We start from the raw sequence: 26,838 nt of genomic DNA on the forward strand, positions 1-26,838 counted from the left end.
TCATCGACACCGACGACGCCCCCAGGATGATCACATGAGTGCGGGCAGGTGCCACACACGCCTCCAGGACGTCCTGCAGGCCGCCGGTTCCGCGCGCGATGTCTTTCTACAGATCACCGCTTCTCGCGCCGAGTCCGAGGCTGCCCACTCGCTGCAGTCTGCCGGCAAGCTGGCGGGGGTTGCGTTCGCGGTGAAGGACGTCTTCGATGTTCGCGGTACTCGCACATCGGGGGGCTCGCAGCTCTTCGACCATCGCCCGCCGGCGATGGCAGACGCCGCGGCGGTCGCTCGCCTTTCGGCAGCCGGCGGGGTGTTGGTCGGCAAGACGACGCTGAGTGAGTTGGCGTACTCCGGCCTGGGGGTCAACGAGCGATTCGGCACGCCGACGATGCGGATCGCCGGAAAGGATCACCTCGTCGGAGGATCTTCCTCCGGCTCGGCCGCCGCGGTACGCGCGGGGATCGTTTCCCTCGCGTTGGCCAGCGACACGTCGGGATCCACCCGGATCCCCGCAGCATGGACCGGCGTGTTCGGATTCCGACCGACCCTCGATCGATATCCCCGCCTTGGGATGATGGCTCTCGCACGATCTCTGGACGCCGTGGGCGTCGTCGCTGCCAGCCTCGCCCTGATCAACACTGCCGACGAGGTTCTCGCTGATGATCACACCGCACTCGACCCGCCCCGATCGCCGCCTCCGTTTGTCGTTCCGGCCCACGACCAGTTGTTGTCGTGCGACCCTCGGGTGACCGGGAGATTCCTCGAGACGATCGAGCACCTGCGGCAGCTCGGTCTGCGGATCCACCAGCGGCCGCTCGCATCCCTTGACGCCGTCCGATCGATGCACCAGCGACATCTGCCGATAGTCGAGGCCGAGGCGCTGAGAGCGTTCGGGACGTATCTGGCCCTGCACCCCGACCGGCTCGGCCCGGCGGTGCGGAGCCGACTCGAGTCGGCCGGGCGCAACTCCCACCATCGCTCGGCTCGGCCCCTTGTTGCCGCCATGCCGTCGCTACGTGCCCAGTTCCGGCGTGAGCTCGGGCGCTGCCTCCTACTCATCCCTCCCGTGGAGATTGACCCACCGCAGCTCGCGGAGGCGCAGACCATCGAGGCGCAGACCACCCTCAACCATCGCGCGCTACGACTGCCGATGATCTTCAGCTATCTGGACGCTCCGAGCCTCGTCCTCCCCGTCGGCCAGCAGGGTCCAGGATCCCCCCGGTGCCTCCAGGTGACGGGAGCATCCGGACATGACCGGCGCGTGCTCCACGCCGCTTTGCACCTCCAATCCGCAGTCCCCAGTCACCCGTCACCATCGTTCAAAGGAGAATCGAGATGACCGCGTCACGAATGGCCCCACCCCTCAACCCGAACCTGCGCAAGGTATCGGGGCGCGAGGTTCGGGGTGCAACCACCATCGCGTTCGTCGCCTGGACGATCGCCGTTTACGACTTCATCCTGTTCGGCACACTTCTGCCGCGGATCCAGGAGTCGTTCGGGTGGGACACAAGCTTCGCTCTGCTCGTCTCGACTCTGGTGAGCCTCGGAACGGGTCTGATGGTCCTTGTCGTCGGGCCGTTGATCGACCGTTTCGGGCGTCGCAGGGGCATGATCGTCTCGATCGCCGGAACTGCGATGTCGTCAGCGGCCACGGCCGCCGTTCAGGGCGTCGGCTCGCTGGTCGCGGTCCGGTCGATCAGTGGAGTCGGTCTGGCCGAGTCCTCGATCAACGCCACCTATCTGAACGAGTTGTACTCACAGTCCGAGGACGAGAAGGTGCGCCGGAACAAGGGGTTCGTGTACTCCTTCGTACAGGCTGGATGGCCGGTGGGGGCGCTGGTTGCCGCGGCGTTCGTCGCTGGCGTGACAGCGATCTGGGGCCCGGGGAGCTGGCGCACTGCGTTCCTGCTCGCGACGATACCGGCCGTGCTGACAGCCATCTTGTGCCGGAGGTTACGCGAAAGCCCGCAATACCAGGTCATGTCCACGGCGCGCCGGTTGCGTGCGGCGGGTGAGACCACGCGGTCACGAGATCTGCTGACATCGGCCGGGCTGGCGCCCACGACCCGGACGCCGCTGGTTGAGATCTTTCGTGGGCCGCTCCTGCGAAACACGGTGTTCTTGTCACTGGCGTGGATCTTCAACTACTTCGGCCTGCAGGTCTTCTCCGTTCTCGGTACAACCGTCCTCGAGACCGGTAAGGGGCTGAGCGCCGGCACAACCTTGGCGCTCGTCGTTGCGTCGAACGTGGTCGGCGCCATGGGTTATGTGTTCTTCGGCTGGGCGGGCGACCGCTGGGGCCGGCGCCGCGTCATCTCAACCGGCTGGATCGCGTCCGGGGCCGTGTTCGCCGCACTGTTGCTCGGCCCGAGCGACCCGGTGTTCGTTCTCGCCACCTATATGGCGGGCTTGTTCTTGATGCTTGGCCCGTACTCGGCACTGATGTTCTTCCAGACAGAGTGTTTCGATGCCGCGTGTCGAGGAACCGGAAGCGCATTCGCGTATGCGATGAGCCAACCTGGCGCAGTCATCGGCGGCCTGCTGCTCGCCGCGCTGACCGCGTCCATGCTGCCGTTCTCGATCGCCGCCGCGTTGGTCGGCGCACTCGGGCTGGCGCTGTCCGGACTGTTCATCCTCGGCGCACGACCCGTCCGGCCGAGTGGCGACGACTGGCGGGAAGCCGTGGACGCGCCGGGTTCGGTCCACCGCGGAACGATCTCATGACCGCGCGCTGGCTCGGCGATTGCGCCGCCACGGGGACGATCACGTTCGACGTCGATGCGGAGAGTGCGATCCTCGCCCACGACTTGAAGTACGCCGACCACGCCATGATCATGTCGCACCAGGCATACGGGCCAGATGTTGGCGTACCGCGGCTGCTTGACGTCTTGGATCAGGTCGGGATCCAGGCGACCTTCTTCATGCCGGGCTGGGTGGCGAAGGTACGCCCGCGTCTTGCGTCGACAATCGTCGATCGCGGCCATGAGGTCGCCCATCATTCGTACAGCCACCAATCCCCGACCGATCTCACCGACGCCGCCCAGCATGCAGACTTCGAGCGAGCCTGCGAGGTGTTCGCATCGCAGGGAGTCGAAATCTTCGGTCATCGGGCAGCGATGTGGGAGGCGACGTCGTCGACCCTCGACCTGGTGCGCGAGTTCGGGCTGTCCTACGACTCCTCACTGATGGGCGATGACAAGCCGTATCGGATCTCGGCCGACGGCGTACGCCCTCTCGCTGAACTGCCCGTGCACTGGTCGCTCGATGACTGGGAGCAGTACGCTTTCCTTCCCTCACCCGCGGTGGGCAATGTGATCGAGTCGCCCGCAAAGGTGCTCGAGATGTGGAAACTCGAGATCGACGCCATGCTCGAGTTCGGTTCGCTGTTCAATCTCACCTGCCACCCGTTTCTCAGCGGCCGACCGAGCCGTGCCGTGGCGCTCCGCAGCCTGATCGAGTACGGCCTCGAGCAAGGCATGCGTTTCGCCACCTGTCGAGATGTCGCCGCCGACGTGCTCGCGGACTCCCAGGTCCGAGAGGTTCATCAGCGACACCTCATCACCGGGACCGGGGATTACCCCCAGACGCCCGGGCGGTAGCTCGGCGCAAGGACACGCCGTCGCGCGCCATCGCGTACCGGACCAGGGCAAGCGCGCCGAGCGCCAGCGCGATGCCGACGAGTAGCGGCGCGCGGAAGCCGAGGCCGAGCGCGATCACGGCGCCGCCGAGCGCCGGACCGAGCGCGTTGCCGACGTTGAACGCGGCGGTGTTCATGCTGGCCGCCAGGGTGGGCGCCGAGGTCGCGATCTGGAAGACGCGGGCGTTCAGCGCGCCGGCGATCGAGAATCCGGTGGCTCCGACCAGCGCCACCGCGGCGACCGCGGCGGGCCAGAAGGGCGCGACCAGCCAGAGCAGCGCGAGGGCTGCGGCCAGTGACACCAGGCTGCCGATCAGGTTGCCGAACAGGTTGCGGTCGGCGAGTCGGCCGCCGACGGTCACGCCGATCAGGGCGCCGACGCCGAATCCGACGAGGACGAGGGGTACGCGGTCCGGCGCCAGCCCGGACACCCGGATCAGCAGGGGCGCGAAGTAGGAGAAGGACGCGAACACCGCGGCCTGGAACAGCGCCGTGGTCGCCAGGGCGACCCAGATCCGGCCGTGTCTGAAGGCGCGCGTCTCCGCGGCGAGCACCTGCCCGACCCGCGGGGCGTCGGCCGGGCGCGGCTCGGCCGGCACGGTGAGCGCGATCAGCACGGCGGCGAGCGCGGTGACCGCCGCTACCCCCCAGAACGTCGCCCGCCAGCCGTACTGCGTACCCACCCAGGCGCCGAGCGGTACGCCGATCAGATTGGCCACGGTCAGCCCGCCAACCAGCGCGGCCAGCGCCCGCCCGGTTGCCTGCGGCGGGGTGACCCGGACGGCGACCACCGCGGCGACCGCCCAGAACCCGCCGCAGGCGACCGCCGCGACGACCCGCGAGAGCGCCAGCAGCGCGTACCCCTGGGCGAGCGCGCCCAGCACGTGCGCCGCGGCGAAGATCACCGCGGTGATGATCAAGGTCGGTTTGCGTGGGAGGCCGAGGGTGAGCAACGCCATCCCCGGCGCGCCGACGATCATCCCGACGGCGAACGCGGTGATCAACAGGCCGGCCTCGGGGATGGAGACGCCGAGGTCGGCCGCGATCAGCTCCAGGATGCCGGCGATCATGAACTCGCTGGTGCCGAGGCAGAAGATCACGGCGGCGAGCAGGAAGACGACGCCCGGTACGCGGGCGGCGGGTGTGGACGGGCTCATCGGACGGTCCTCTCGGGGTCTTCGAGAAGGAGGTGGCCGTCATTGCCCACGGTCAGTGTTGTGCTTCCGGACGGCGTGCACCAGCCGGTGATCAAGGCATCGATCTGCTCGACGATCTGGGCCTCCGGGGCGATCCGCGCGGTCACCCGCAGGCCGGCCATCGCGGTGTGCAGCAGGCCGGCACTCACCCGCGGATCGAGCTCGGCCCGCAGGTGGCGCTGGCGCTGGCCGCGCGCGATCAGCTCGGCGTACAGCTCGACCCAGCCCTCCCGGTCGGCGTCGATGATCCTGGCATAGCGCTCGATGCTGCGACCGAGCTCCAGGGCGGTGTTGACGACCAGGCAGCCGCGACGGTTCTCGTCGGCGTACTGCGCGAGGAGCTGGGAGGTCAGGCGGTGATGCAGCAGGCGGGGCGCGGGCGCGGCGCTGTCGCGGTAGCGCTCGCGCGCGGCGGCGCCGGCGGCCGTGTAGGCGCGCAGGGCCTCGTCGAACAGCGCATCCTTGTCGCCGAAGCCGTGGTAGAAGCTCGATCGGCCTATGCCGAGGGCGTCGCACAGGGCGACGACGTCGAGACCGGCGTACCCGTGGTCGGTGAACGCACCGATCGCCGCGCCGACGAGCTCGTCGCGGCTGTGCCGAGGTGGTCGTCCCATGGGCCCATGGAAACAGTTTTGGACATTGATGTCCAGAAGTCTCGTGAGCCGAGACGGCGCGGGCACGGCACCGGATGGGGTGCGGATTAGGCTGGGGCAATGACGAACCCGGAGCGAGCGCCGGACGAGGTCAGGCTCAGCGGGCAGGCATGCGGCCCGGCGCTGCTGGAGCCGCGCGAGGTCCCGCTCGGCGGCCCACGGGCCATGACGGTACGCCGCACGCTGCCGCAGCGCGAGCGATCCCTGATCGGCGCGTGGTGCTTCCTTGATCATTACGGGCCGGACGACGTGGCCGCGACCGGCGGCATGCAGGTGCCGCCGCACCCGCACACCGGCCTGGCGACCGTGAGCTGGCTGTTCACCGGCGAGATCCGGCACCGCGACAGCCTGGGTAACGACGCGCTCGTCCGGCCCGGTGAGCTCAATCTGATGACCGCGGGCCGCGGGATCAGCCACTCGGAGCGCTCCACCGAGCAGACCGACACGCTGCACGGCGCGCAGTTGTGGCTCGCGCTGCCGGAGGCGGCCCGTTCGGGCGAGCCGGCGTTCGAGCACTACGTCCCGCCGGCGATCACCGGCCCCGGCTGGCAGGCGCGGGTGTTCCTGGGCGAGCTGGCCGGGCATGCCTCGCCCGTCGCCACGCACACGCCGCTGGTCGGCGCCGAGTTGATCATGGAGCCCGGCATCGAGGTCGAGTTCGTGGTCCGGAGCGGGTACGAGCACGGCGTGCTGGTTGACGCGGGTGAGGTCCGCGTCGGCGACCTCGAGGTGCCGACGGGGGCACTGGCGTACCTGCCGCCTGGCGAGGCCAGGCTGCGGATCGCCAACGGGCCCGAACGCGCGCGGCTGCTGCTGCTCGGCGGCGAGCCGTTCGGCGAGGACGTGGTGATGTGGTGGAACTTCGTCGGGCGCAGCCACGACGAGATCGTGGCGTACCGCGCGGCATGGCAGGCCGAGATCGGCGCCGGGCCCGCGGTGGACGCGCCGGGGGCGAGCTACGGGCTGCCCGCCGGCGATCCGGGCGTACCGCTGCCGGCGCCGGAGCTGCCGAACGCACCGATCAAGCCGCGACGCAATCCCGCGCCGACGACCATTGATGATCGAAAGGAGAGCGCCGATGAGTGATCAACAACCCGACAATGTCCGGATCGAGCACGCCGAGCGCAAGCACCGCTACGAGGTCTGGGTGGGCGACGACCTGGCCGGCTTCACCCGCTACACGCTGCCCGATGATGATCATGTGGACTTCATCCACACCGAGGTCGGCGACAGGTACGCCGGCCAGGGTCTCGCCGCGCGGCTGGTCCGGGAGGCCCTCGACGACGTGCGCGCGCAGGGCAAGCGGATCATCCCGCACTGCCCCTATGTGGCGAGCTATGTCCGCAAGCACGACGACTGGGCCGACCTGGTCGACTGGCCGTGAGCGGGGCTGCTGATCATGGCTGAGGCGCCGCGACCGTTCGAGGTCTATCGCGAGGGCGTGCTCCTGCACGGCACGAAGGCCAATCTGGCGGTCGGTGACGCGCTGGTGCCCGGGCGCGAGTCCAATTTCGAGAGCGGCCGGGTGATGAACCATGTCTATGTCACCGCGACCCTGGATGCGGCGACCTGGGGCGCGGAGCTGGCGCGCGGCGCGGGTCGCGGTCGGATCTACCTGGTCGAGGCGGACGGCGACCTGGAGGACGATCCGAACGTCACCGACAAGAAGTTCCCGGGCAACCCGACGCGGTCCTACCGCACGCGCCAGCCGGTGCGCGTCGTCGGCGAGCTCACCGACTGGGTCGGGCACTCCCCCGAGCAGGTGCAGGCCATGCGCGACGGGCTGGCCGAGCTGCGGAAACGCGGCGAGGACGTGATCTACGACTGATCATCGAGCAGCGTCCCGATCATGGTGCCGAGTGCGACCGGGTCGTCGACATGGGCGAGGTGGCCCTGGTCCGGAAGCAGCGTGGTGGTCGAGCGCGGCAGGCGGGCGGCGACGCGATCGAAGGCCGGGCCGTACGGGTGATGGCCTCGGTTCTGCTCCCCGAGGATCAGTGCGACGGGCACCCGCTGCCACGCCGGATCGGGCTCGAAGGCGTTCAGCGCAACGAGTTCGGCGGCCAGCGGCTCGGCCAGCCGTCGCAGCTGCGCCCAGGCCGGCCCGGCGCGCAGTGCGGCGACATGCTCGGCGGAGAAGCCCGACACGTCGCGATTGATGATCTCCACCCGGGCGTCGGGGTCCGCGGCGCGCAGGGCCGGTAGCGCGTCCGCCCCGAACGGGCCGAGCACCGGCTCGTAGCCGATCACCCGACGGACGCGATCATCGAGCGCGGCGACTTCGATGGCGATCGTCGCGCCGTAGCTCCAGCCGACCAGGTCGGCCGGCGTGCCGAGTTCGTCCAGCCATGCCCGGAGGTCGGCCACCTCGGTGCTCACGGCGTACCCCTCCCCCAACGGGCCGCTCGGGGCACGCCCGCGCCGGTCGAGGATCAGCACGGGCGCGGTCCGGCCCATCGCGTCGGCGACCGGGACGAAGGCCCGCGCGTCGGCCATCACGCCGGGCACGATGACGATCGGTACGCCCTCGCCCGGCCGCCACAGTCCGTGCAGCCGCACGCCGTCCCGCTCGATCTCCCGTGAATCCATCGCTGCTCGACCTTTCTGGAGCGCCTGCTCCTGATATCGAGGCTAGAGCGAATTCTGGAGCAAGGCAACTAGAATCCGGGCATGGGTACGCGAGGACGGCCGCGCGGCTTCGACCGAGAGGCCGCACTGCTGGCCGCGACGCGGCTGTTCTGGGCGCGCGGCTACGACGGGACATCGCTCGCCGATCTCACGGCGGCGATGGGGATCTCGATGTCCAGCCTCTATGCGGCCTTCGGCGACAAGTTGTCGCTGTTCGCCGAGGCCGTGCAGGCGTACATGCAGCGCTACACCGCGATCTACATCGAGGCCGTCAGGAGCGAAACGGCTCGCGAGGCCGCCGAGCGGATCCTGCGTGATTCGGCCGACGAGTTCACCGACCCGGACCGGCCGATGACGTGCCTGGTGGTCAGTGCCGCGATCCACGGTGGCACCGACACCATTGACGTCCGCAAGACCCTCGATGATCACCAGCGCGCACTGGCCGGCATCCTCACCGAGCGGATCGCCCAGGACCAGGCGGCCGGTCGGCTCGATCCCGGTATCGATGCGGCGCTGCTCGCCGAGTGGGTGCGTACCGTCTGGGAGGGCCTGTCGAATCAGTCCAATGCCGGTACGCCGCGCGCGGATCTGCACAAGATCATCAACCTCGCCATGCGGGCCTGGCCGGATCAGGGCGGCAGTTCCGCACTTTCCTGACTCCCGCGACGTGCGGGCCCGGCGCGCATCGCGCAACGGCGGGGTCGGCGGCGCCAGCCGTCCCGCCGAGAGTTAGGAAAGTGCGCCCGATCGGCCGTGAACAGGCGCACCGCGCCGCGCGCTCGGCCCGACCGGCGGGATCAGTCCGCCAGAACCGCCTTCAGGTGCGCGACGGCCTGGGCGACGGCGGCCTTGGACTGCGGGGTGTCGTGCATCGAGTTCACCATCACGAAATCGTGGATGATCCCGCCGTAGCGAACCTGGGTGACCTCAACCCCGGCCCGGCGAAGCTTCGCGGCGAAGGCCTCGCCCTCGTCGCGGAGCACGTCGGCCTCGGCGGTGATGATCAAGGTGGGCGGGAAGAACGCGACCTGCTCCTCCGTGGCCCGCAGCGGGGATGCGGTGATCTCCGCGCGCTGGTCCTCATCGGTCGTGTACTGGTCCCAGAACCACTTCATCCCGTCGCGGGCGAGGAAGTAGCCCTCGGCGAACTTCTCGTAGGACTCGGTGTCGAAGGCGGCATTCGTCACCGGGTAGAACAACGCCGCGCCGCGGAAGGAGACGTCGCCGCGCTCGTTGCCCATCAGGTTCAGCGCGATGGCCATGTTGCCGCCGACGGAATCCCCGGAGATCGCCACGCGCTCGGGATCAAGATCATGATCCGCCCCGTTGGCGACGATCCACTGGGCGACCGCGTAGGACTGCTCGTTCTGGGACGGATACTTGGCGTCGGGTGCGCGGACGTACTCGGGAAACACCACGGCCGCGCCGGTGCCGACGGCAAGATCACGAACCAGCCGGTCGTGGGTGTGCGCGTCGCCGAAGACCCAGCCGGCGCCGTGGGTGTAGAGGATCACGGGAAGCTTGCCCGTCGCGCCCTTCGGCCGGAGGATCCGCGTCGGCACCTTGCCGGTCGGGCCGCCCTCGACATCGATCCACTCCTCGTCGACCTCGGGCTTGAAGATCTCCTCGTCCTGCACCTCGTCGACGGCCTTGCGGCCCTCCTCCGGCGGGAGCTGATAGAGGAACGGGGGCTCCGAGGTAGCCTCGACGAAGGCCTGCGCCTCCGGCTGCAGGGCGATGTCATGCGGATTGGCGGTCATGATTCTTCCTTTCCTGGTGACGATTCCGGCCGGGTTGGCGTCTCGGCGCCGGCGATGTTTGCGCTGTTCACATCAGCGTAGGAAGCGATGTGAGCAGTGTCAACCGCTAGCGGGAAGCGGCTGGGGAGAGCACCGCGGCGACCGCCGCGCGTACCCGTTCCTCCACGGCCGACGCCGGCCTCGGAGCGAACTTGCCGTCCAGGTGCAGGAAGGCCAGCCCGTGGGCGAGCGACCAGAGCGCCGTGGCGAGCGCGGGCGCATCGGCCTTCGGGAAGCGTTGGCGTACCCCCTCGATGAGGAGTTCGTTCAACGCGCCAGACGCGCGCACCCGCTCGTCGTTCTCGTCGTCGCACTCGTTGCCGAACATCAACCGGAACACGGCCGGCCGGGCCAGGGCAAAGTTCACATACGCCACCGCGAAGCGTGCGACATCGTCGGCCCCCGCGCCGGTCGACAGCCCCGCGAGCTCGCCGTAGAGATCGGTGAAACCCTCCCCGGCCACCGCCGATTCGAGCGCGTCGCGATCGGCGAAATGCCGGTACGGCGCGGTCGGCGAGACCCCGGCCCGGCGAGCCACGGCGCGCAGCGAGAAGGGTTCGCCGGCCTCCAGGAGCTCGCGTGCGGCCTGGACGAGCGCGGCGCGGAGATCGCCGTGGTGGTAGGCGCCACGCGCCGATGTTGACACTGCTAACTTCGCCTCCTATGCTGATGTGAGCAACGTAAACATACCGCAGTTCCCGGAGGTACGCCATGACATCCCCGCTGTTCTCGCCGCTCGATCTGGCCGGCGGCGCCACGCTGCCGAATCGCATCGCGAAGGCGGCGATGGAGGAGAACATGGCCGCGCCCGGGCAGCTCCCGGGGCGCGAGCTGATCGAGCTCTATCGCCGGTGGAGCGCCGGCGGCGCCGGGCTGTTGATCACCGGGAACGTGATGGTGCACGACGCCGCGATGACCGGCCCGGCCGGCGTCGTGCTCGACGCGCGCTCGCCGCTGGAACCCTTCGCGCAGTGGGCGCGGGCGGCGAAGAGCGGCGGCTCGCGCGTCTGGATGCAGCTCAACCATCCCGGGCGCCAGGTGCGCGCGAACCTGCCCGGCGTCGCCTGGGCGCCCTCGGCCGTGCGCGTCGACGTGGGGCGCAACAGCCGGCTGTTCGCCGAACCGGTCGCGATGACGGCGGCCCAGATCGCGGAGACCGTCGAGCGATTCGTGATCTCGGCGGTACGCGCGCAGGAGGCCGGCTTCGACGGCGTGGAGATCCATGCCGCGCATGGCTACCTGCTGTCGCAATTCCTGTCCCCGTTGACGAACCGGCGTACCGACGAGTGGGGCGGGACCTTGATCAACCGGGCCCGGCTGCTCACCGACATCGCGCGCGAGATCCGCGCCGCGGTACGCCCGGACTTCGCCGTCGCGGTCAAGCTCAACTCCGCCGACTTCCAGCGCGGCGGCTTCGATGCCGACGACGCCCGCGCCGTGATCGATCTGCTCGCGCCGTTGGGCGTGGACCTGGTCGAGCTTTCCGGCGGCAGTTATGAGAGCCCGGCGATGACGGGCAACTCCGCCGATCAGCGCACGATCGCGCGCGAGGCGTACTTCCTCGAACTCGCGGCCCGCCTCGCCGCGACCTCCCCGCTGCCGCTGATGCTGACCGGCGGGATCGTCCGGCTGCCGGTCGCCGAGCAGGTGCTTGCGGACGGGATCGCCGTCGTCGGGATCGGGTCCGCGCTCGCAGTGGACCCCGACCTGCCGCGCAGGTGGGCGCGCGCCGAGCGACAGGCCGCGGTGGAGCTGGCGCCGGTGAGGATCAAGGACAAGCCGCTCGCCTCCGCGGCCGGGATGGCCCGGATCCGCTATCAGTTGCGGCGGGTCGGTGCCGGACGCGGCACCCGACCGGGCGTCTGCCCCCGGCGCGCTCTCGGGATCGAGCTGGTCCGCCAGGCGCGGGCCGGCCGGCGGTACGCGAGGTGGCTGCGCGCGCGTACCGGGTGGGGCGGGCCCGCCGAGGTCGTCGGCCGATCTTGATCAGTTGATGATCTGTGCGGCGTGATCGGCCCAGCGCGCCGCAATCGTCTCCGCTCTCCAACACGTTCTCGAGTACCACGCGAACCCGCCCGGATGATCCGAGCCAGGGCTCAGTCCTCAATGGACCCTTCGTCGTTGTTGGGCTGCGTCGCGCCGTCGCGGATGAGGGGCAGGAGCGTCTTGTCGATGATGGATTCGATCTCGCCGAGGGTGCTCTTGTCGTGGCCGTTGATGCAGTGGTAGGTCAGCATGGCTGGGCCGACGGCGGCGAACGTCTCTGCGTCGAACTGGGGGCTCATGGTGCTGCCGGATGCCGCGAGGTGGCGGTGCAGGAGTTCGGTGATGCGCTCCTGACAGGGCAGCGTGACCCGGGAGCGGAAGACCTCGCGGAGGATTGCCACGTCCGTGCCACTCTCGGCCGCGACCGCCTGGAACGCTGTGCCTTTGGAGTCGAACAGCGTCGAGTTGAAATAGGACAGCAGCTCGATCAGGCCGGCACGGAGCCCGGTGCTCTCGGCGATCTGCGGAGGCTCCGGCAACAGTTCTTGCAGCGCGTCGCGTACCAGCTCATCCTTGCTGTCCCAGCGCCGATAGAGCGCCGCCTTGCCGGTCTCGGCGGCGGCAGCGACACCCTCCATGCTCAGCCGCGCGTACCCGACCTTGCCGAGCTGGTCGAAGACAGCCTCGAAGATCGCGCGACGTAGGCGCTCTCCGCGACGGCGGCTCTGAACCGGTGCGGACATCGTGGCTCCTCCGTCCTTCACACGCCTGCCGCCGGGCAGGTTCTTGGTTGCACACCGCTGGCACGCTCATTATAGTGAACGGCACCGTTCCTTATCTGGGAACGTTCGCATTTGACGGTAGCCCTGCAGGAGGAACCATGTCGAACACGCCAGCCCCCAGCGACACGGAGTCCGAGGCACACGGCACGCGATTGGGGTGGGCGGGAACGGTGACGCTGGCGGTACTGGTCGGCTGCGAGCTGGTGCTGATGCTCGACGGCACCGTGCTGAACATCGCCCTCCCCGCCATCCGGGAGGGCTTGGGCTTCTCTCCCGCGGGCCTGTCCTGGGTTCCCAACGCTTTCCTGCTCGCGTTCGGCGGGCTGCTCCTGCTCGGCGGGCGTGCCGGAGACATCCTCGGCCGACGCCGCGTGTTCGTGGTGGGAACGGTCGTGTTCACGGCCGCGTCCTTGTTGGGTGGCCTGGCGCAGAGCCAGGAATGGCTGATCGTCGCGCGTGTCGCGCAGGGCTTGGGGGCCGCGCTCGCCGGCCCGAGCACGCTCGCCCTGATCATCACCACGTTCCAGGGAGCCGCGCAGACCCGGGCACTGGCGATCTACTCCTCGGTGACGGCCGCGGCGATGACGCTCGGTCTGCTGCTCGGCGGGCTCATCACCACGACGCTGTCCTGGCGATGGACGCTCCTGATCAACGTGCCGATCGGCGTGCTCGTGGTCCTGCTCGCGCCCCGACACGTCGTGGAATCGCCCCGCCACCCCGGCAAGTTCGACCTGATGGGCGCGCTCACGTCAGCCCTGGCTGCCACCGGCATCGTGTTCGGGCTCGCCCGCGCCGCCGAGCACGGTTGGACCGACCCGTTCACCCTCGTTTCGCTGGCCGCCGGCGTCGCGGCGGTGATCGCCTTCGTGCTGGTCGAACGCCACGCGGCCCACCCGATCATGCCGCTGACACTGTTCGCCGACCGCTCCCGAGCCGGAGGCTACCTCGGCATCCTGTTGGTGCCGATGGTGACGCTGAGCATGCAGTTCCTGGTCGTGCAGTTCCTCCAGGAGGTCATCGGATTCAACCCGCTGTTCGCGGGACTGGCGTTCCTGCCGATGGCTGCGGGCATGCTGATCACCGCGCAGAACGCGGCCAGGCCACTCCGGAGATTCGGGCCGCGAACCACCGCGGCGATCGGGATCGCCTTGCTCCTGGCCAGCACCTTGTGGCTGACCCAGCTTTCGGCGACGACCACCTTCTGGGCAGGAGTCTTCGGCCCGCTGCTGCTGGCCGGTGCCGGCCTCGGCCTGGTCGTCGTACCCTTCAACGTCACCATCATGTCCACCGTCGACCCGGAGATCTCCGGAGCCGCGTCCGGCCTCCTGCAAGCCACCATGATGATCGGCGCCTCCCTCGGTGTCGCCATCCTGACCGCCGTCTACGCAGGCACCGTGGGAACCGGCGAACCGGCCAGCGCCGAACTGATCGCCTCCGGGATGAGCGCCGCGTTCTGGACCAGCAGCGCGATCGCCGCAGTTGCCCTCCTCGCCACGCTCACCTTGATCCCGCCCCACCGTGAGAAGGCACCGGCCTGACGCGCGGCAACCAGCGCCTGTGCAACCAGGTCTTCTTCGGCAAGGTCGACATCGACGAAGACGACGAACTCCACGTCGAGAACAACCGATCCTTCGATGCTGCGACCCCGGGCGCGCGTCAGGCCCCGTTGGCGAGGCGTCTGTGTTCAGTTGGCCGGTGACCGAACTGGCGTGCGAAAGCGGCGCTGAGAGCGAAGGCGTTGGCGTAGCCCACCTGACGAGCGACACTCTCGACGGTGTCGTCGGTATCGCGGAGTAGATCGGCTGCGAGGCAGAGACGCCATCCGGTGAGGTACGCGATGGGCGCTTCATTGAGCAGGCCGGCGAATCGGCGCGCGTATGCCGCCCGAGAGACGTTGGCTTCTCGGGCGAGGGTTTCGACCGTCCACGGCGCGGACGGACGGTCGTGAATGGCGCGCAGAGTTGGCCCGACGACTGGATCGCTCATCGCTCGATACCAAGCGGGGGTGTCGGTTTCGGGGAGCGCGAACCAATCACGCAGGGTCGCGACGAGGAGCAGGTCAAGGAGGCGGTCGAGAACTGCTTGTTGTCCTGGCTGGTCTCGGGCGATCTCATCTTCGATCAGCCTCAGCGGCGTGGATTGGCCACTTTGCGGAACCAGGACAAGGCGCGGCAACGCGGACAGAACCCGTTCGGCGGCTGCTCCGGTGGTGCGGTAGGTCGCGGCCAGCATCGCGTGTTCGCCATCCAGGCGTGCGCCGCAACTGCGTACGCCCAGCATGAGTTCACCAGGGTCGAGTACTCGGCCGGAGCCGTCAGTGCAGGTGGTGGGATCGTTCAGGACATAGAGCGGTTCGATCCCAGCCTCAGGATCGCTCGTGACGGTGAAGGGTGCGTGACCGCTGATCACGGCGAGGTCACCACGGAGCAAGCGCACAGGCGATCCGTCGTCTCCGGGGCCGACGGTGGCGGGGATGAGCCAGGATTCACCTCGAATCATCGAGATGATCGTGAGTGGTGCAGTGTCTTCGAACCGGATCGCCCACGGTGGTGTGAGGATGTTCGTTCCGACCAGCGCGCCGGAAGAACGCAGGTGATCGAGCATCGAGGTTAACGCGTCCACCCTCACATCGTAGACGATCACGCATCGAAGAGAGTGCTAGAGATATTCATCGTCTCGTCGATTCGCTCTGTAATGGGAGGTATGAACGCAGAATCGATCACCGTACTCGGGGGCACTGGTAAGACCGGGCGCCGCCTCGCCCATCAGCTTGAGGCTAGTGATTACCGGGTGAAGGCAGCCTCGCGGCGTGGGCCTACGCGGTTCGACTGGGCCGACGAGGCGTCTTGGGGTGAAGCATTGTCCGACGCCTCTGCGGTCTATATCGTCCCTGACGAGTCGCCCGGCGGCACTGATCGGCTCGCGTCATTTGCGCTACGTGCTGTCGGGTCGGGGGTGCGGCGACTCGTGTTGCTGTCGGCACGCGAGTGGGCGGACACCGGTTATGCCGAAGGGCTCGCACGCGAGGAGGTCGTGCGCGGCTCAGGGGCCGAATGGACAATCCTGCGCCCGGTCTGGTTCGCGCAGAACTTCAGTGAGGAACCGTTTCTGGCCGATGGCGTCAAGGAGGGGGAACTCGTCTTCGGCACCGGTGACGGCGCGCATCCCTTCATCGACGCGGAAGACATCGCCGCTGTCGCCGCCGCAGCGTTGACGCAGGACCATCATCACGGCAAGGAGTATGAGCTGACCGGGCCCCGAGCGATCACAATCGCCGAAGCTGTCGAGATCATCGCGATCGAGTTGGGGCGTCCGATCCGTGCGTATGCCGCGACAGCCGAGGAGTACCGGGCTTTCCTCACCGAACGGTACTACTCACCGGAAGGCGCCGAGGGCAGTGTCGCGATGAGCGACTTCATCCGTAGCGGCAACGATGCACGAGTCTCCGACGGAGTGCAACGCGCCCTCGGACGGGAGCCCCGCGACTTCACCGAGTACGTCCGCGCCGCGGCCGCATCCGGAGCGTGGGCGGCCCAGTGACCACGCAAACCACCCCACCGGGAGCCGGAATCCGCCAGTGGATGGGGCTGACCGTCCTCGCACTACCGACTCTGGTTCTCGCGCTCGACATGAGCGTGCTCTACCTGGCCGCACCCGCGATGACGGTCGATCTCAGGGCGAGTAGCACCGAGCAACTCTGGATCATCGATATCTACGGCTTCATGATCGCCGGATTCCTCATCACCATGGGAACGCTCGGCGACCGTATCGGCCGCCGCAAACTCCTCATGATCGGCGGGATCGTCTTCGCCCTCGCCTCTCTTGCGGCCGCCTTTGCACCCAGCGCACCCATCCTCATTGCCGCACGCGCCCTGCTGGGGGTCGCCGGGGCGACCCTGATGCCCTCCACGTTGGCACTGATCACCAACATGTTCACCGTCCCACGCCAACGAACCGCAGCAATATCCATCTGGATCTCCTGCTTCATGTCTGGAATGGCGCTCGGCCCGGTCATCGGCGGGCTGCTCCTGGAATCCTTCTGGTGGGGCTCAGTGTTTCTCCTCGCCGTTCCGGTGATGACTCTCATGCTCGCTGCCGCCCCGTTCGTACTCCCCGAGTACCGCGATGAGCGAGCCGGGCGCCTGGATCTGCTTAGCGTCGGACTCTGCCTGGCCACGATCCTTCCCCTCGTTTACGGGTTCAAGCAGGTAGCCAGTCACGGATACGCTCCCGAATCCATCATCGCTTTGGCTGCCGGAGCCGCGGTCGGAGTCGTTTTCGTGCGACGGCAGCTCACGGTCGATGAGCCTCTGATCAACATCAGGCTCTTCCAGAACCGGGCATTCACCACCACGCTGCTCGCGATACTGATCAGCACCGCCGCGGGCGGCGGCCTGTATCTCCTCGCCAGCCAGTACCTCCAACTCGTCCAGGGGCTCTCCCCGCTGCACGCCGGTCTCTGGCTTATCCCGACCGGTATCGCCAGCATCATCGGAGCCCTCGCCGCACCCCGCCTGGCAACCCGGTTTGGTGCCGGCACTGTTGTTGCAGGTGGACTCCTCGTCGCCGTCGCTGGCTACATTCTCCTTGCCCTCGCACGGGCAGATACCGGCATCGCGCTCGTCGCTACCGGCATCGCACTGGTCTTCTTCGGAAGTGGACCCATATCCGCACTCGGCGCAGACATCGTGGTCAACACGGTTCCACCAGAGAAGGCCGGATCAGCAGCATCTATGTCCGAAACCAGCACCGAACTCGGAATCTCCTTTGGCGTCGCGATCCTCGGAAGTCTGAGCAGCATCATCTACCGCCGCCAGATCGTCCTACCAGATCACCTTTCCACTCCAGCACAGCAAACCAGCCGGGAAAGCCTCTCCGGCGCTACCGATACAGCGCAACAGGTTTCAGAAACAACCGCGACAGCACTCATCGAATCAGCCCACAACGCATTCACGGCCGGACTCAACACGACTGCAATCATCGCCGCGATCACGATCGCACTACTGACCGTGGCGATGCCGATCCTGACTCGACAGCGGAAATATCCGCCCAAATTCACTCGATCCAACCCAAGGCACCCGACCCGCAGTGACTAACCCCGGCATTCGCGAAGGTCAGGTCGTCATGCCCGTGGCGCAGATGCACAACCTTCCAACAGAAGGCACCAACACCATGAATGACAAAGTTCCCGAGAAGACCTCGTACAGGCCAGGGCACCACAGCAGCGTGCAACTACCGGAGTTCCACTACGTCTGAAATTGTGGAGCCAAGGGGACTCGAACCCCTAACCCCCTGCTTGCAAAGCAGGTGCGCTACCAATTGCGCCATGGCCCCGGGCGGCCGATCAGGCCGACGGCACAGTCTATGCGAGCACGCGAACCGGCGGCAAAGCCGCGAGCGTCACGCCCCGGCCCGGCCGGCCCACCAGCGCAGCAGCTCCTCACGGGCGGCGTCCTCGCCGATGGGACCGCCCTCGATCCGCAGCTCCAGCAGATACCGGTACGCCTCACCGACCTCGCGCCCCGGCGACAGACCAAGGATCTCCATGATCTGATCACCGTTCAGCTCGGGCCGAAGCGCGTCGAGCTCCTCCTCCTCGGCCAGCCGGTCGATCCGATCCTCAAGATCATCGTAGGAGCGGCGCAACCGCTCGGCCTTGCGCCGGTTCCGCGTGGTCGAGTCGGCGCGGGTGAGGATGTGCAGCCGTTCGAGTTGATCACCGGCGTCGCGGACGTAGCGGCGTACCGCCGAGTCCGTCCACTGTCCGTCACCATAACCATGGAAACGCAGGTGCAGCTCGACCAACTTGCTCACGGCGTCGGTCACATCGCCGGGAAACCGCAACGCCTTCAGCCGCTTGCGTACCAGCTTCGCCCCGACCACATCGTGATGATGGAAGGTGACCTTGTTCTCGCCGACGAACCGCCGGGTCGCCGGCTTGCCGATGTCGTGCAGCAGCGCGGCGAGCCGGTTCACCAGCTCGGGCTCGTGACCGCGCCGGCGTTCAAGATCAATCGCCTGCTCCAGGACCACCAGCGAGTGCTCGAAGACGTCCTTGTGCCGATGGTGCTCGTCCAGCTCGAGTCGCATCGCCGGCAGCTCCGGCAACACGTGATCAGCGAGCCCGCTCGCCACCAGCATCGCCAGGCCCGCGCGCGGGGCATCGGTCAGCAACAGCTTGGACAGCTCATCGCGTACCCGCTCTGCCGAAATGATCTCGATCCGGTCGGCCATCGCCGCCATCGCCGCGAGCACCTCCGGTGCCGGCCGCATCCGAAGCTGCGAGGCAAACCGCGCCGCCCGCATCATCCGCAGCGGATCGTCGGAGAAGGACTGCTCGGGCGTACCGGGCGTGCGCAATACCCCCTGGGCAAGATCACCGAGACCGCCGTAGGGGTCCACGAAGCTGTCCTCGCCGATCTTGATCGCCATCGCATTGACCGTGAAGTCGCGCCGGACGAGATCGCCATCGAGGGTGTCGCCGAATGCCACCTCGGGCTTGCGCGACTCGGGCCGATAGACGTCGGAGCGGAACGTGGTGATCTCGATCACCCAGTCCGGCTGGTTCTTGCCGGCGGGTACGCGGGCGCCGATCGTGCCGAACTCCTTGCCGATCGCCCAGACCGCCGCCCCGCGTACCCCGGCGGTGAAGTCGGAGAGGAGGGCCTCGATGTCGTCCGGCCGGGCGTCGGTGGTGAAATCCAGGTCGTTGCCGAGCCGGCCCAGCAGCGCGTCGCGGACGCTGCCGCCGACCAGATAGAGCTCGTGCCCCGCCGCCGCGAACGCCTCGCCCAGCCGGCCCACCACGGGCGCGATCCGGAGCAGCTCGACCACGGCATTCGCCTGGGCCTCGGACAGGTCTGGCACGACGGGCCACTCTAGCCGCTCATGCCTGCCCCCGCGCTGGGCCGAATCCCGCACCCCAAGCCAATACGCGAACCCAATCGGCAGCCGCGGACGTTGCAACACTCGCGCATGCCGGTTCGGCTCGCGGATTGAGTACGCCCTCCCAGATCGGGTACGCCCTCGGGAGCCGGTTCGGCCACCGGGAGCCGGTTCGGCCACCGGCTGCCGGTTCGGCTCGCGGATCGGGGGTACGCCCGGCTCGGCTGGCCGGCGGACGGCGTACCGGCTCCTAGGATGGCGGGGTGATCGGACCGACGTCGCCAGCGGCCTGCCCGCCCGCACGCGGTCGAACGACCCCCGCCCCCCGAGCCACCACCGCGCTTCTCGCCGCCCTCGTCCTCGGGATCCTCGCCACACTCGCCGGCCCCCCTCCCCCGGCCGGGGCCCAGGAGCCGCCCCGCCCGATCCGGGTCGACCTCACCTCCTTCGAGCCGGCGGTGCCGAGCCGGGACGGGGAGCTGACGATCAAGGGCACGCTGACCAATACCTCCGACGACCCGATCGCCAACGTCCGGGCCTACCTGTGGCGCAACCAGGCACCGCTGACCAACCGCACATCGCTCGACGAGGTGCTCGCCGGCGAGGCGACCCCGACCGGCGATCGCGTACCCATCGACGGCGCCTTCCAGAACGTGACCCTCGACCGCGGGCCGATGCAGCCCGGCGAGAAGCTCGACTTCACGGTCACCGCCAAGATCGCCGATCTCGACTTCCCGCGCCGGGGCGGGGTCTATCTCACCGGCGTCGACGTGCTCGGCCAGGTGGACAACGGCCCCACCTCGGTGCCCGGCCGGACCCGCCTGTTCCTCCCGCTGCCGGCCGCCTCCGACGCACCACCGACCCGGACCAAGATCACCTCCGTCGTCGCGCTGACCAGCCAGCCGTCGATGCTCACCCCCGGTGTCTTCGCCGACGACCATCTCGCCACCGAACTGGCCCGGGGCGGCCGGCTCACCGCCCTGCTCGCCGCCGCCGGACGCCCCGGGATGAGCTGGGCGATCGACCCGTCGCTGCACGAGGAGCTGTCGGCGATGGCGGCCGGCTACCGGGTACGCGAGGCCGACGGCACGCTGACCGACGGCGGCGGCGCCGAGCTCGCCCGCCGCTGGCTGACCCAGTTCGAACGGCTCGACCGCTCCGCCGGATTCCGGCTGCCCTATGCGACCCTCGACCTGCGGGCCGCCACGCGTACCGACGATCCCTGGCTGATCGACCAGTCCGCGCGCCTCGGCGAGGCCTCCGAGCTCGGCGACCTGCCGCTGCTCGCCTGGGGCGGCGACGGCGAGCTCGACCAGCGCACGCTGGAGGCGGTACGCCCGTTCGGGCCGACGGCCGTTCTCACCTCGAATGCCGACAGCGCCCACCGGCTGCTCGCCGCCCAGCCGGCCTCGCCGGCGCCGCTGGTGCGCTACGACCCGCTCGCCTACACCGGCGGACCGCTGCCGGCCGACGGCGTCCGGCCGCTGCACCAGCGCCAGCGCCTGCTCGGCGAATCGCTGGTCGATGCGATCTCCCAGGTCGGCGGCGGCGGCACGGTCCGCCTGATCACCCAGCCCGACGAGGCCGCCGCCGACGCGGCATCCGACGCGCCGTGGGTCGAGCGGCTCACCCTGACCGGCCTGCTCGACTCCGATCCCCAGGAGTGGAACGGAACCTTCCGCGAGCCCGACGCCCCGACCCTGTCCGACGAGCAGCTCGGCGCCCTGGCCGAACTGCGCGGCGACGTCGGCTCCTATCTCGGGGCCTGGCTCGACCCCGACCGCGCCCGCCCGCAGTTCGACGCCGTCCTGGTCCGCGGCGCGAGCGCGACCTGGCGCGGCGCCGCCGAGGCCCGCGACGGCTATCTCGACCCGATTCGCCGCGAACTGGCCGACTTCTTCGCCGGCCGCTCGCTCAGCCTGCGCGCCCAGTCCCGGGTGACGATGAGCAACCAGCAGGGCCAGTTCCCGGTCACGATCGCCAACGCGCTGCCCGAGTCGCTGCGGGTCTCGGTGGTCTTCGACTCCGAGAACGCCGCCCGCCTCAAGGTGCCGCCGGTCCGCGATGTCGTGGTCGGCGGCGGGGAGTCGACCACCGTCACCCTCTCGCCCGAGGCGGCCGGCAACGGCACCGTCGGCGTCACCGGCCACCTGGTCACCCCCGACGGCCGGCGGATCGGCAACGGCGTCAAGATCGATGTCGAGGCCACCCAGCTCGGCGCGGTCGGCTGGGTCATTGTGGCGATCTCGGGGGTGGTGCTCGCCGTCTCGACGCTGCTCCGCATCCGACAGGTACGCCGGGAGGGCCGCGGCAGCAGGCGCGGCGACCGGGCCACCGGCACCGGCCGCCACCCGGCCGATGCGAGGGTCGGCCCGTGAGTCCGGACACCGCGCGCAATCGGTCGCTCGTCTCCGCCACGGCGGTGATGGCGGCCGGCACCCTGATCTCCCGGATCCTCGGCTTCATCCGGGTGGCGCTGCTGGCGTTCATCTTCGGCAACGGCACCCGGCAGGCGGAGATCTACAACCTCGGCTTCTCGGTCTCCAATGCGATCTACTTCCTGATCGCCGGCGGCGTGCTGAACACCGTGCTGGTGCCGCAGATCGTGCGAGCGATCAAGAACGATGCCGACGGCGGCTCGGCCTTCGTCAGCCGGATGATCACCGCGATCCTGACCGTGCTGGGCGGGGCGACGCTGATCATCACCCTGGCCACCCCGCTGGTGATGATCCCCTACACGGCGCCGGAGTGGCGTACCCCAGAACTCGCCGCAGACTGGCGTTCGATGCTGATCATCGCCTACCTGATCATGCCGCAGATCTTCTTCTACGGGATCTATGTGGTGCTCGGCCAGGTGTTGAACGCGCGGGGCAAGTTCGGCCCGATGATGTGGGCGCCGATCGTCAACAACGTCGTCTCGATCGGCGTGCTGGCGGTCTATCTCGTTGTCTGGGGGCACCCGGCGTCGCCGACCGAGACGTTCAGCACCGCGCAGGCGATCACGCTGGGGCTGGGTGGCCTGGCCGGGGTGGTGCTGCAGGCCGCAGCGATGATCCCCTACGTGCGCGGCACCGGGCTGCGGCTGCGGCCGCGCTTCGACTGGCGCGGCGCGGGCCTCGGCCACGTGTTCCGGCTCGCGGTGTGGACGCTGCTCTACATGACCGTCAGCCAGATCGGGCTGATGGTCTCGACCAACATCACCTCGGGCGCGACGACCCTCGGCGGCGAGGGCGCCGGAAACACGGTGTTCCAGAACGCCCGGTTGATCTGGCAGGTGCCGCACTCGATGATCACGGTGTCGCTGGCGACGGCGATGCTGCCGATGGTCTCCCGGCTGGCCGCCGAACACGACCTGGCCGGCGTCGCCGCGGAGGGCATGCGGACCCAGAAGCTGGCCACCACCGTGCTGCTGCCGGCGACGATCGCCTTCGCCGCCCTGGCCTTCCCGATCGCCCGGGTGCTGTTCGGCAACGGCGCCGGCATCCGCGACTTCCAGTTCACCGCCTGGACGCTGCTCGCCGCCTGCGTCGGGATCATTCCGTTCACCATCCAGTACCTCTGCCTGCGCCTATACTACGCGCTGGAGGACACCCGCACCCCCGCCCTGCAGCAGATCGCGATCATCGCCGTCAACGTGGTCCTCGCGGTCGGCTTCACCTTCACCCCGTGGGCGGGCCCGGCCTGGCTGGCGCCCGGGGTGACCCTGGCGTACTCCCTGTCCTACGTCTTCGGCATGATCATCTCCTGGCACAACCTGCACAAGCGGCTGCCCGGCTTGTCGGCGACCGACCTGATCCGCCACCTGGTCCGGGTCACCGTGTGCGCGCTGCCCGCGGGCGCGGTCGCGTTCGGGATCAGTTGGCTGGCGCGTGATCACTACGACTCGTTCCTGATCGTCGCCGCGACCGTCGTCGGCGGCGGGCTGGCCGGCCTGGCGGTCTTCGTCGGGCTGGCCCGCCTGCTACACGTGCGCGAGGTGACCGACATCATTGCGACGGTACGCCGCCGCGGCCGCCCGACCCCGGCCACCGCGACCGCGGAGAAGGCCGAGGCCACCGGGGCGGCCGAGCTCGACGCCCAGGACGAGGCGATCACCGAGATCTTCGCGCCGGAGCCGGTGATGGACGACCCGAAGACGGTGCTGATGCCGCGGATCACCGCCGACGTGCCGCCGGTCGACCAGCGCGCCGGCACGGTGCTGCGCCCGGAGCGGCCCCTGCAGCCGGGCAGCTTCGGCGTACCCGATGCCCCGCAGTACGCCGCCGGCCCGCTGGACGACACCGCCGAGGACGAGCATCCGATCACCGCCCATGCGGGCGACGAGCTGGGCGGACGCTACCGGCTGGAGCGCCCGGTGGTACGCCGGGAGCGCTCGCAGACCTGGGAGGCCTGGGACGCCATCCTCGGCCGCCGGGTCGTGGTGCATCTGCTGCCGGCCGGCGAGACGGCGACCGCGCAGGCGCTGCACGCGGCCCGGAGCGGCGCGATCGCGACCGACTCCCGGTTCCTGCGGGTCCTGGACATCGTCGAGTCGGCCCCGCTCGGTGACGCCGCGATCGCCTATGTGGTCACCGAGCATGTCGACGGCACGACGCTGCAGGAACTGCTCGTCGACGGGCCGCTGACCGCCGTCGAGGCGGCCTGGTTGTTGCGGGAGTTGGCCGATGCGCTGGCCGGCGTGCACGCGCACGGCATCGGCCACGAGCGGATCAACCCCGACACCGTGATCATCACCCCGACCGGCAACATCAAGATCGCCGGGCTGTTGCTGGAGGCGGGGCTGCAGCCAGAGGATCCGCACACCGAGCCCGACACCGCCGATCTGGATCCGCAGCGGCGCGACGTGCACGATCTGGGCCGGATGCTCTATGCGATGTTGCTGTGCCGTTGGCCGGGCGGGCCGGCCTACGGCCTCGGCCAGGCGCCGTCGGCCGGCGGGCACTGGTTGACCCCGCGTCAGGTCCGCGCCGGCGTCTCTCCGGTGCTGGACCAGCTCACCGACCGGATGCTGAACCCGACGCCGCGCCAGCGGATGATGCCGATCGGCGATGCCGCCACCGTCGCCGCCGAGCTGACCAAGGTTCTTGCCGGCGCCGACGGCGCGCCGGACCTTGAACGGCGGGTACGCCGCGGCGCCTGGCAGCCCGGTCTCGCGCCGGAGGCCGACGAGGGTTACGGACCCCTCGCACCTCCCGGCCCGGAGTTCGGGCCGGCGCCGGCAACCAGCCCAGCTCACCCGAGCCCGGCCCATCCGAGCCCGGCTCACCCGAACCCAGCCCACCCGAACCAAGCCCACCGGACCAGCCTGGCCGAGGACGACACCCCGACGATCACCCAGCCGGCCGTCCCCGCCGACCGCGCGCGGTCCAGCGTCGACGCGCCCGCGACACCGGCCGGGACGGGTCGCGGCCGGTGGGCCCGGATCGTGGTCCCGGCGCTGCTCGCGCTGCTCTTCGTGCTGATCATCGCGCTGGCCCGGATTTTCGGCGGCGGCACCGCGCCCCAGTCGGCCGACGGCGGCCCCTCGGCAACCCCCAGCGCCGCCCCGAGCACCCCGCAGGCCGTCGAGATCGTCGCCGCCCGCGACTTCGATCCCCAGGGCGATGACGGCACCGAGAATCCCGATCAGGTGCCCAATGCCATCGACGGCGACCCGGAGACGGCCTGGCGGACGCTGAACTACTACAACAACCCCCGCCTCGGCGGCGCCAAGCGCGGCGTGGGCCTGGTGCTCGATCTGGGCGAACCGCGCAGCGTCGCGGAGGTGGCGCTGCGGCTCTCCGACGGCGGCACCGACGTCGAGCTGCGGGTGCCCAAGGCCGAGAACCCCGAAGAACCACCGATGCGCAGCGACGGCGACTGGCGTACCGTGGCCTCCCAGGACGACGCGCCGGCCGCGGCAACGCTGCGCGTCGAACCCGCCGTGACGAGCCGGTACCTGCTCGTCTATCTGACGAAGTTGCCACCCGACGGCGAGAACTTCCGCGGGAGCATCTACGAGGTGGAGGTCACTGGGTGAGCGGTACGCCGATCGCGAGGCTGCGCCCGGCCGCGCCCCCGGCCGCCACCGATCCGCGCTCCGATGCCGAGCTGCTGGCCGCCCATGTGGCCGGCGAGCACGCCGCGTTCGGGGTGCTCTTCGCCCGCCACCGCGACCGGCTGTGGGCGATCGCGCTGCGGACCATGCGCGACCCGGATGAGGCCGCCGACGCGCTGCAGGAGGCACTGATCTCGGCATTCCGCCGCGCGGACGGCTACCGCGGCGAGGCGCGCGTCACCACCTGGCTGCACCGGATCGTGGTGAACGCCTGCCTGGACCGGATCCGCCGCAACAAGGTACGCCGCGCCGACCCGCTGCCCGACGATCTCGACAAGAATGTCCGGCTCGCCGGCCCGGAGTCCGACGACCCGGCCGGGGGTACCGAACTGCGTACCGTCGTCGTGGACGCCCTGAGCCGACTGAATCCGGACCAGCGGGCCGCGCTGATCCTGGTCGACATGGAGGGCTACACCGTGGGCGAGGCCGCGACCATCCTGGGCTGCGCCCCGGGCACGGTGAAGAGCCGGTGCGCCCGCGGCCGGGCGCGGCTCGTGCCGCTGCTGGCCCACCTGCGGGCCGAGCCGTGAAGCAGGTGTTGGAGGCCCGCAAGGACCATCGCCCGCCGATCGCGGGGATCGTCATCCTGGCGGCCGTGACGATCGGCGTACTGGCCTACGGTCGGCTGCCCGGTTGGTGGCAGGCGGCGATCGTGGTGGTCGTGCTGGCCGCGCTCTATGCGGCCTTCAAGTGGGTCCAGGCCCGGACGACGGTGACCCTTGACGGTGCGACGATCCGCGTACATTCCCCCGTCGGCGGCAAGGAGGTCGCAGGTGCCGAGATCGTCGCGGTCCGCGAGCTGCCGAACGGACGCAGCCCGAATCATCTGCTGCGGACCGTCGACGGGCGCCGGCTGCTGGTGCCGTCGTCGGAGGTACGCCGGGGGCACTCCGCGCTGTTTCGCTGGCTCGACGAGTACGCCCCGGCCGCCGAGCTCGACAAGCGCTCGACGCGGACCCGTCGGCTGCTCGCCGACCGCGGCCAGCTCGACCCGGCCGGTCCGGGCGGCCCCGAGGACGGGTGAGGGCCGGCTTGGGTCGCGTGTCAGGATGGGAGTTCGGGGAAGCATGGAGGATCGGGGGGAACCGTTGGACCGTCGCCGTGCGTCGCAGGGCCGGTGGCCGGGGTCTGCCCGGTCCGGTGTTTCCCACCCGCCCACCAGTCCGTCGCCAGCA

The 26,838-nt window shown here is 69.5% G+C and carries 23 protein-coding genes and 1 tRNA gene; 15 read left to right on the forward strand and 9 right to left on the reverse strand.

The annotated features are described in order from the left end of the window. The first annotated feature begins 34 nt into the window (after positions 1-34). Genes GGQ54_RS07825 through GGQ54_RS07835 form a run of 3 tightly spaced genes read left to right on the forward strand, consistent with a single transcriptional unit; the run spans position 35 to position 3,599 of the window. Positions 35-1,339 (forward strand): amidase family protein, encoded by a 1,305-nt coding sequence (locus GGQ54_RS07825; protein ID WP_179444880.1) that lies wholly within the window; start codon positions 35-37, stop codon positions 1,337-1,339. Beyond that, on the forward strand, positions 1,336-2,724 hold the full coding sequence (locus GGQ54_RS07830; RefSeq protein ID WP_218843771.1) for an MFS transporter: 1,389 nt from the start codon (positions 1,336-1,338) through the stop codon (positions 2,722-2,724). The genes GGQ54_RS07825 and GGQ54_RS07830 overlap by 4 nt, the downstream gene beginning before the upstream one ends. Next, positions 2,721-3,599, forward strand: coding sequence for a polysaccharide deacetylase family protein (locus GGQ54_RS07835; protein WP_179444881.1), 879 nt, complete (start codon positions 2,721-2,723; stop codon positions 3,597-3,599). The genes GGQ54_RS07830 and GGQ54_RS07835 overlap by 4 nt, the downstream gene beginning before the upstream one ends. Here the strand turns inward: GGQ54_RS07835 and GGQ54_RS07840 are convergent. Then, entirely contained in the window at positions 3,559-4,794 is a 1,236-nt protein-coding gene (locus GGQ54_RS07840; protein ID WP_179444882.1) for a Cmx/CmrA family chloramphenicol efflux MFS transporter, read from the reverse strand. The two genes, GGQ54_RS07835 and GGQ54_RS07840, sit on opposite strands and share 41 nt — an antisense overlap. After that, on the reverse strand, positions 4,791-5,447 hold the full coding sequence (locus tag GGQ54_RS07845) for a TetR/AcrR family transcriptional regulator (protein WP_179444883.1): 657 nt from the start codon (positions 5,445-5,447) through the stop codon (positions 4,791-4,793). Before GGQ54_RS07845 ends, GGQ54_RS07840 begins: the two co-directional genes overlap by 4 nt. 99 nt (positions 5,448-5,546) lie before the next feature. On the opposite strand from GGQ54_RS07845, the gene GGQ54_RS07850 reads away from it, so the two are divergent. From GGQ54_RS07850 to arr, 3 genes are read left to right on the forward strand one after another with little or no spacing between them, the layout of a single operon-like run. After that, positions 5,547-6,572 (forward strand): pirin family protein, encoded by a 1,026-nt coding sequence (locus GGQ54_RS07850; protein WP_179444884.1) that lies wholly within the window; start codon positions 5,547-5,549, stop codon positions 6,570-6,572. Next, the gene (locus GGQ54_RS07855; protein ID WP_179444885.1) at positions 6,565-6,870 is read left to right on the forward strand and encodes a GNAT family N-acetyltransferase; all 306 of its coding nucleotides are present in this window, start codon (positions 6,565-6,567) and stop codon (positions 6,868-6,870) included. Before GGQ54_RS07850 ends, GGQ54_RS07855 begins: the two co-directional genes overlap by 8 nt. A 15-nt stretch (positions 6,871-6,885) precedes the next feature. Beyond that, on the forward strand, positions 6,886-7,314 hold the full coding sequence (gene arr, locus GGQ54_RS07860; protein WP_179444886.1) for an NAD(+)--rifampin ADP-ribosyltransferase: 429 nt from the start codon (positions 6,886-6,888) through the stop codon (positions 7,312-7,314). On the opposite strand, the gene GGQ54_RS07865 is transcribed toward arr, so the two are convergent. Continuing rightward, positions 7,305-8,075 (reverse strand): alpha/beta fold hydrolase, encoded by a 771-nt coding sequence (locus GGQ54_RS07865; RefSeq protein WP_179444887.1) that lies wholly within the window; start codon positions 8,073-8,075, stop codon positions 7,305-7,307. The two genes, arr and GGQ54_RS07865, sit on opposite strands and share 10 nt — an antisense overlap. Positions 8,076-8,156: 81 nt before the next feature. Here GGQ54_RS07865 and GGQ54_RS07870 point away from each other — a divergent pair, with 81 nt between their 5' ends. Then, positions 8,157-8,771 (forward strand): TetR/AcrR family transcriptional regulator, encoded by a 615-nt coding sequence (locus GGQ54_RS07870; RefSeq protein ID WP_179444888.1) that lies wholly within the window; start codon positions 8,157-8,159, stop codon positions 8,769-8,771. 140 nt (positions 8,772-8,911) lie between these two features. On the opposite strand, the gene GGQ54_RS07875 is transcribed toward GGQ54_RS07870, so the two are convergent. Both GGQ54_RS07875 and GGQ54_RS17610 read right to left on the reverse strand, forming a co-directional pair. Beyond that, complete coding sequence (locus tag GGQ54_RS07875; protein WP_179444889.1) at positions 8,912-9,874, reverse strand: alpha/beta hydrolase; 963 nt, start codon at positions 9,872-9,874, stop codon at positions 8,912-8,914. A gap of 106 nt (positions 9,875-9,980) precedes the next feature. Continuing rightward, complete coding sequence (locus GGQ54_RS17610; protein WP_179444890.1) at positions 9,981-10,559, reverse strand: WHG domain-containing protein; 579 nt, start codon at positions 10,557-10,559, stop codon at positions 9,981-9,983. A gap of 65 nt (positions 10,560-10,624) precedes the next feature. On the opposite strand from GGQ54_RS17610, the gene GGQ54_RS07885 reads away from it, so the two are divergent. Next, complete coding sequence (locus tag GGQ54_RS07885) at positions 10,625-11,899, forward strand: NADH:flavin oxidoreductase/NADH oxidase family protein (protein WP_179444891.1); 1,275 nt, start codon at positions 10,625-10,627, stop codon at positions 11,897-11,899. 110 nt (positions 11,900-12,009) lie between these two features. Here the strand turns inward: GGQ54_RS07885 and GGQ54_RS07890 are convergent, their stop codons facing one another. Then, positions 12,010-12,642 carry a TetR family transcriptional regulator gene (locus GGQ54_RS07890; protein WP_179444892.1) on the reverse strand — a complete coding sequence of 211 codons (633 nt, stop codon included), beginning with the start codon at positions 12,640-12,642 and terminating at the stop codon, positions 12,010-12,012. Between the two features lie 137 nt (positions 12,643-12,779). Here GGQ54_RS07890 and GGQ54_RS07895 point away from each other — a divergent pair, with 137 nt between their 5' ends. Next, positions 12,780-14,219: an MFS transporter gene (locus tag GGQ54_RS07895; protein ID WP_179444893.1), complete on the forward strand. Its 1,440-nt coding sequence runs from the start codon at positions 12,780-12,782 to the stop codon at positions 14,217-14,219. 118 nt (positions 14,220-14,337) lie between these two features. On the opposite strand, the gene GGQ54_RS17615 is transcribed toward GGQ54_RS07895, so the two are convergent. After that, on the reverse strand, positions 14,338-15,324 hold the full coding sequence (locus GGQ54_RS17615; protein ID WP_218843773.1) for a cupin domain-containing protein: 987 nt from the start codon (positions 15,322-15,324) through the stop codon (positions 14,338-14,340). A 60-nt stretch (positions 15,325-15,384) separates the two neighbouring features. On the opposite strand from GGQ54_RS17615, the gene GGQ54_RS07905 reads away from it, so the two are divergent. Together GGQ54_RS07905 and GGQ54_RS07910 are read left to right on the forward strand one after the other, a co-directional pair. Then, the gene (locus GGQ54_RS07905) at positions 15,385-16,221 is read left to right on the forward strand and encodes an NAD(P)H-binding protein (RefSeq protein WP_179444894.1); all 837 of its coding nucleotides are present in this window, start codon (positions 15,385-15,387) and stop codon (positions 16,219-16,221) included. Then, a complete protein-coding gene (locus tag GGQ54_RS07910; RefSeq protein ID WP_343045893.1) occupies positions 16,218-17,777 on the forward strand; it encodes an MFS transporter in 1,560 nt (519 codons plus the stop codon). Before GGQ54_RS07905 ends, GGQ54_RS07910 begins: the two co-directional genes overlap by 4 nt. A gap of 165 nt (positions 17,778-17,942) precedes the next feature. Here GGQ54_RS07910 and GGQ54_RS07915 read toward each other — a convergent pair. After that, positions 17,943-18,015: transfer RNA gene (locus GGQ54_RS07915), tRNA-Ala, on the reverse strand. 66 nt (positions 18,016-18,081) lie between these two features. Next, a complete protein-coding gene (locus GGQ54_RS07920; RefSeq protein ID WP_179444895.1) occupies positions 18,082-19,548 on the reverse strand; it encodes a CCA tRNA nucleotidyltransferase in 1,467 nt (488 codons plus the stop codon). A 281-nt stretch (positions 19,549-19,829) separates the two neighbouring features. Between GGQ54_RS07920 and GGQ54_RS17365 the strand changes: the two genes are divergently transcribed. Genes GGQ54_RS17365 through GGQ54_RS07940 form a run of 4 tightly spaced genes read left to right on the forward strand, consistent with a single transcriptional unit; the run spans position 19,830 to position 26,687 of the window. Continuing rightward, positions 19,830-21,944, forward strand: a complete 2,115-nt coding sequence (locus tag GGQ54_RS17365) for a DUF6049 family protein (RefSeq protein ID WP_179444896.1) — start codon at positions 19,830-19,832, stop codon at positions 21,942-21,944. Beyond that, positions 21,941-25,585, forward strand: coding sequence for a murein biosynthesis integral membrane protein MurJ (gene murJ, locus GGQ54_RS07930; RefSeq protein ID WP_179444897.1), 3,645 nt, complete (start codon positions 21,941-21,943; stop codon positions 25,583-25,585). Before GGQ54_RS17365 ends, murJ begins: the two co-directional genes overlap by 4 nt. Then, positions 25,582-26,193 (forward strand): RNA polymerase sigma factor SigM, encoded by a 612-nt coding sequence (gene sigM / locus GGQ54_RS07935; protein ID WP_343045894.1) that lies wholly within the window; start codon positions 25,582-25,584, stop codon positions 26,191-26,193. The genes murJ and sigM overlap by 4 nt, the downstream gene beginning before the upstream one ends. Beyond that, the gene (locus GGQ54_RS07940; RefSeq protein WP_179444898.1) at positions 26,190-26,687 is read left to right on the forward strand and encodes a hypothetical protein; all 498 of its coding nucleotides are present in this window, start codon (positions 26,190-26,192) and stop codon (positions 26,685-26,687) included. Before sigM ends, GGQ54_RS07940 begins: the two co-directional genes overlap by 4 nt. Positions 26,688-26,838 lie beyond the last annotated feature (151 nt).

Origin of the sequence: Naumannella cuiyingiana (assembly GCF_013408305.1) — a bacterium.
Lineage (GTDB): Bacteria > Actinomycetota > Actinomycetes > Propionibacteriales > Propionibacteriaceae > Naumannella > Naumannella cuiyingiana.

Excerpts from the sequence above, each read along its gene's own strand:
- GGQ54_RS07885 (WP_179444891.1), top strand. The coding sequence starts at position 10,625 with ATGACATCCCCGCTGTTCTCGCCGCTCGATCTGGCCGGCGGCGCCACG.
- GGQ54_RS07830 (WP_218843771.1), top strand. The coding sequence starts at position 1,336 with ATGACCGCGTCACGAATGGCCCCACCCCTCAACCCGAACCTGCGCAAG.
- GGQ54_RS07855 (WP_179444885.1), top strand. The coding sequence starts at position 6,565 with ATGAGTGATCAACAACCCGACAATGTCCGGATCGAGCACGCCGAGCGC.
- GGQ54_RS07905 (WP_179444894.1), top strand. The coding sequence starts at position 15,385 with ATGAACGCAGAATCGATCACCGTACTCGGGGGCACTGGTAAGACCGGG.
- GGQ54_RS07875 (WP_179444889.1), bottom strand. The coding sequence starts at position 9,874 with ATGACCGCCAATCCGCATGACATCGCCCTGCAGCCGGAGGCGCAGGCC.
- GGQ54_RS07825 (WP_179444880.1), top strand. The coding sequence starts at position 35 with ATGAGTGCGGGCAGGTGCCACACACGCCTCCAGGACGTCCTGCAGGCC.
- GGQ54_RS07890 (WP_179444892.1), bottom strand. The coding sequence starts at position 12,642 with ATGTCCGCACCGGTTCAGAGCCGCCGTCGCGGAGAGCGCCTACGTCGC.
- GGQ54_RS07840 (WP_179444882.1), bottom strand. The coding sequence starts at position 4,794 with ATGAGCCCGTCCACACCCGCCGCCCGCGTACCGGGCGTCGTCTTCCTG.
- arr (WP_179444886.1), top strand. The coding sequence starts at position 6,886 with ATGGCTGAGGCGCCGCGACCGTTCGAGGTCTATCGCGAGGGCGTGCTC.
- GGQ54_RS07865 (WP_179444887.1), bottom strand. The coding sequence starts at position 8,075 with ATGGATTCACGGGAGATCGAGCGGGACGGCGTGCGGCTGCACGGACTG.
- GGQ54_RS07870 (WP_179444888.1), top strand. The coding sequence starts at position 8,157 with ATGGGTACGCGAGGACGGCCGCGCGGCTTCGACCGAGAGGCCGCACTG.
- GGQ54_RS07850 (WP_179444884.1), top strand. The coding sequence starts at position 5,547 with ATGACGAACCCGGAGCGAGCGCCGGACGAGGTCAGGCTCAGCGGGCAG.
- GGQ54_RS07835 (WP_179444881.1), top strand. The coding sequence starts at position 2,721 with ATGACCGCGCGCTGGCTCGGCGATTGCGCCGCCACGGGGACGATCACG.
- GGQ54_RS07845 (WP_179444883.1), bottom strand. The coding sequence starts at position 5,447 with ATGGGACGACCACCTCGGCACAGCCGCGACGAGCTCGTCGGCGCGGCG.
- GGQ54_RS07895 (WP_179444893.1), top strand. The coding sequence starts at position 12,780 with ATGTCGAACACGCCAGCCCCCAGCGACACGGAGTCCGAGGCACACGGC.